3 protein-coding genes and 1 pseudogene are annotated in these 4,474 nt (G+C 46.3%); 2 read left to right on the forward strand and 2 right to left on the reverse strand.

Annotated features, from left to right (window positions below):
• Both V7K42_RS18500 and V7K42_RS28980 read left to right on the forward strand, forming a co-directional pair.
• Window positions 1-336: pseudogene (locus V7K42_RS18500) on the forward strand (ABC transporter ATP-binding protein); the annotation flags it as partial.
• Between the two features lie 729 nt (window positions 337-1,065).
• Complete coding sequence (locus tag V7K42_RS28980; protein WP_442938591.1) at window positions 1,066-1,737, forward strand: hypothetical protein; 672 nt, start codon at window positions 1,066-1,068, stop codon at window positions 1,735-1,737.
• 60 nt (window positions 1,738-1,797) lie between these two features.
• Here V7K42_RS28980 and V7K42_RS18510 read toward each other — a convergent pair whose 3' ends face one another.
• On the reverse strand, window positions 1,798-3,144 hold the full coding sequence (locus V7K42_RS18510) for an LLM class flavin-dependent oxidoreductase (protein WP_334918567.1): 1,347 nt from the start codon (window positions 3,142-3,144) through the stop codon (window positions 1,798-1,800).
• A 155-nt stretch (window positions 3,145-3,299) separates the two neighbouring features.
• The gene (locus V7K42_RS18515) at window positions 3,300-3,905 is read right to left on the reverse strand and encodes a nitroreductase family protein (protein WP_069073981.1); all 606 of its coding nucleotides are present in this window, start codon (window positions 3,903-3,905) and stop codon (window positions 3,300-3,302) included.
• Window positions 3,906-4,474 lie beyond the last annotated feature (569 nt).

A 4,474-nucleotide genomic window follows, 5' to 3' on the forward strand; every position in this document is an offset into this window, starting at 1 on the left:
ATTTTACACGTTGGCGCACCGGAAGATTTAGTGTTGAGTGGTGCATTTGCTGATACTTTCGAGAGTGAAGGTGTAGAGTTTGATGTTGCTTCTGGGGAATTTCATCTCCATATATCCCACAAAGGAGAAATTAATTTGATCGGTGAGGGGATTGCAGCAACATGGACTATTCGTGCTTTCAAACGTGCAGGCTTCCAAGTTAATCAAAATAAAAATGGCTTAACCGTAGAAGTGATAACACAATCAAAACAATTTTTGTGGAAAATCACAAATAGCCAGACTGTATATATTTATCATTCATTGTATGAACTGATTAAATTCTTGAATTATTTATAGAAGCGTTGTCCTACATATAAGCTCAATGCTTATTCTGCGTATTTTTAGCAGTTGTAGCACAAGTGACTTCCAAATCATCATATTTATTGACTTTGTAGATGATGCTCGAAAGTAACCAACTGAATATAAAAATGGCAATAATTAAGTAACCAATTGTGCCAAAATTATCACTTAGTTTAGGGCGCATATAGCGGTTGGGGGAGGGGTAACCCGCATTTCTCACAAGCTTGAGCAGGGGAGCAGAGGGGCAGAGGGGAAAGAACTTGGTATTTGAACTCTCCTCTGCTCCCCTGCTCCCCTGCTCAAGCGCAGGCTTAATCGAGATGTGGTGAGAAATCCGGGGTAAGTAAAGAAAGTTTCTGGCATGAGATAATGAGTAATTATGCTTAAACATAAGATGTGGGGACCAGAGTCTTATTAATAAAACAAAGCTTAGAAGAACTTTGCGTCTGCACTCAGACGTTGGAGAATGCTTACCAGGAATTAAAAAAGCGTTTGGCTTGGGTCAATGGACACTTTGATCATCTTTTTCCTAATTCCACTTTTTCCTCCCCCAACCGCTAGATACGCCCCAGAAAACTGGGTGAGCGATCGCCCAGGCATCGACCACAATGTCACAATAGTAGGTGGTAGTGGTAGCGGTAGTGTCTTTGCATTTGCGCTACGGCGTGCAGGTATCGGCCGCGTGACAGTAATCGATGCAGCCGAGGACGAAAGTTTAGCAGGCGTGTGGCTGACACGAGCGCGGATGAAAAAGCTCCGCACGCCAAAAGGCAGTACATTTGTTCGCACGACGATCGGCGAATCTCTACCAGTGTTACGGGTGCGGGGGTATCCTGGCGCTACAACTATCCACAACTGCCTGATGCAGCTCGCTGGTTCCAAGCTTGGCGCTTTCGCCAAGTAGGTTCCACACCGCCACCGGATGCGGTTGAGCGAGCCATCGCCTTCCCCAATTTTCACTTACATTTATCTGCACCTTGGAAATCGGCACAGGAAAAAGGCGGACGTATCGTTGTCCAGGTGAAAAATGATGTTTTCGAGTTTGATTTTGCGATCGCTGGTACTGGTTATTTCGTTGACCCGACAAAGCGCCCCGAACTAGCCGACTTTGCCCAACACATTGCCCTGTGGCGCGATCGCTACGAACCACCAGCCAATCAGCGCGATGATGATTTAGGAACGCACCCCTACCTGGGTAGTGCCCACGAATATCTAGAAAAAGTACCTGGCACTGCGCCCTACCTCAAAGACATCCACATCTTCAATCCAGCTGGTTTCGTCAGTTTCGGGCTACCCATTGGTGATGTACCCAGCATTCGCCGCAACTTGCCTGTAAAGAGTTTGCAGTTCGGGAGAGTTGGCTGTGACAGGAGCAGAGAACTCAAAGGTGGAATCTAAAGCTTTTTCTTCAATGTGGGTCATCGTTTTTCTCTCTGAATATTTTTGGAATAGCTACATTTAGCTGACAGATGCGGTTGTGGGCTGGAAGAAGCGGTTAGTAGGGCGAGCAAGTCCCAGATTTTCGCGCAGCGTCTTGCCTTCGTACTCCTGGCGGAAAATCCCACGGCGTTGGAGTTCTGGCACAACCTTGTCTACAAAATCATTCAGCCCTTCAGGAAGAAAAGGGAACATAACATTGAAACCATCAGACCCTTCCTCGGTCAGCCATTGCTCCATCTCATCGGCGATCGTTTGGGGTGTACCGACGAAAGCCAGCCCACCATAACTACCGATACGTTGCGCCAGTTGTCGAATAGTCAAGTTCTCACGTTGCGCCAGCCCTATTACTCGTTCATGCGAGGTCTTTCCGGCGTTAGTCGGCGGAATTTTCGGCAAGGGGCCATCTGGATCGAAGCCGGAAACATCGTAGCCAAGTGCGCCATTCAGGCTGGCAATGCCGCTGTCATAGTGTACTAAGCTATCCAAATGGTCACGTTTGGCGCGTGCCTCGGCGACGGTTCCCCCGACAATTACCAAAGCACCTGGAAGAATTTTGATGCTTTCTGGATCGCGTCCGATCGCCCGTACCCGCCCTTTAATGTCAGCAAAGAAGGCTTTACCTACCTCCAGACTACTGGCTGATGCAAACACGACCTCGGCAGTTTCAGCTGCTAATTGCCGACCCGCTTCGGAAGCTCCCGCTTGAACAATTACTGGCCAACCCTGGACAGGTCTGGCAATGTTCAATGGCCCTCGTACCGAGAGATATTTTCCCTTATGATTGAGAACGTGCATTTTTGCGGGATCGAAATAAATCCCTGATTCCACATCTCGGATGAACGCATCGTCAGCAAAGGAATCCCAAAGACCCGTGACGACATCATAGAATTCTCTAGCTCGTACATAGCGTTCATCATGCTCTACTTCCTCTTCTAACCCGAAGTTGAGCGCTGCATCGGGATTTGATGTGGTGACGATGTTCCAGCCGGCGCGACCGCCACTGATATGGTCGAGAGACGCAAAGCGGCGAGCGATGTGGTAAGGCTCGTCATAAGTTGTGGAAGCGGTAGCTACCAGTCCGATGCGTTCGGTAACGCTGGCAAGGGCAGAAAGCAAAGTGAAAGGCTCAAAGGAAGTGACAGTATGGCTGCGCTTGAGAGCGTTCATCGGCATATTCAGCACCGCTAAGTGATCGGCCATAAAGAATGCGTCAAACTTGCCCTGCTCTAGTTTTTGAATAAATTGTTTCAGCGCCGGGAAGTTGAAATTAGCATCAGGGAAAGCCGCAGGATATCGCCAAGCGCCAGTATGTATGCTGACCGGGCGCATGAATGCACCCAGTTTTAATTGCTTTGATCTGCTCATCTTAAATGGGTTATTAGTGAATACAAGTCTTTAAGTATAGGAAAGACAGCCGATGTAACGGCGATCGCTTTTGCAACTCAAGAGTCGCTAGTAAATTTCCTTCGCGTTCTACTTTGGAGTATGTCGAATGTATCTACATACTTCAGCCTCGATCTTTAGTCTTTCAATAAGGCTGAGGTATGTCCCCACTGTCCAGTAAAGACAAATTCTTTCAACGGCTTGCGGACACGGGGAGCGAGTTCGCGATCGCGTAGTCCATCAGGGAGGCTTTGGGGATCGCCAGGATAACCAACTGTCACCACAGTTGCAGGCTCATAGTCTTCTGGAATTTGGTATATTTCTCTCGCGGTATCTGCATTAAATCCCGCTATTTGATGGGCAAATAAACCAAGAGAAGTCGCCTGAAGGATCAGGTTTTCTAAAGCCAGTCCGACATCATGAAATGCGTGTCTGTTTGTTTTTCCGTCGTCAGTGAGGATTTTAGCGACTGCAAGTATCAGTACTGGAGCATTTTTTGCCCATCCTTGATTAAACTCAACCAAGGTACTAAGTAGACGATTGTATTCCGTTGAGTCATCTTTAGTGGCAACAATAAAGCTCCAAGGCTGATGATTGTAGGAAGAAGGTGCCCAACGAGCTGCTTCTAGCAATGAGAGTAGTTTATCCTGCTCAACTGAGCGATCAGCAAAAGCTCTAGGACTCCAACGACTCTGGATCAAGTCATGAACAGGGTATTGCGTTTGGGCAAGTTTCTGCGTCATTTTAATGAATCTCCTTATCGATACTCAGTAAGTTACCAATTGAAGATAACTAGGATTAAGAAACGGAAACTTTTAGCCTTTTTTTAAAAAACTTAGCAAAGCTAACAATCTAGGCTTTCATTTATTTTTAGATGCAAATAGTGAGCCAGCATGAGCAATCCAGCATTGCAGGAGAGAAACAACTTTGTTGATTAATTTTATAATACGGTAATCTTGTCGATTTATAGTAATATACTTTCAGTGGCGATCGCTTCCTTTGATATATTGCTTGCATTATCAGTGACTTGAGACGAAATGGGGAATGACCAAAAAAGGGGAGTGTGATTGAACACAGTCCCCTTTTGGCAGAAGCTGAGAAACGAACTACCATTACTCACCTGCCAATATGAAACGTGCCAGACTCGAAGAATTTCGTCAAGTAGCTTACACATATTTAGGAAAAGCAAAGGATGCGACGTTTGAACTGATGGATGCGATACAGCACTTGCGTCTGTTATGAGGTACACTAAATTAAAATATAAATACCTTTAAATGAAGTCATACTCTGTCGAGCTTCGAGAAAAGATAGT

It is taken from the genome of Nostoc sp. (genome assembly GCF_036917455.1).
In the GTDB taxonomy this organism is placed as follows: Bacteria; Cyanobacteriota; Cyanobacteriia; order Cyanobacteriales; family Nostocaceae; genus Nostoc.

What these genes read in the sequence shown, in the direction of transcription:
- V7K42_RS18510 (WP_334918567.1), bottom strand. Translation starts at nt 3,144, where the DNA reads ATGAGCAGATCAAAGCAATTAAAACTGGGTGCATTCATGCGCCCGGTC.
- V7K42_RS18515 (WP_069073981.1), bottom strand. Translation starts at nt 3,905, where the DNA reads ATGACGCAGAAACTTGCCCAAACGCAATACCCTGTTCATGACTTGATC.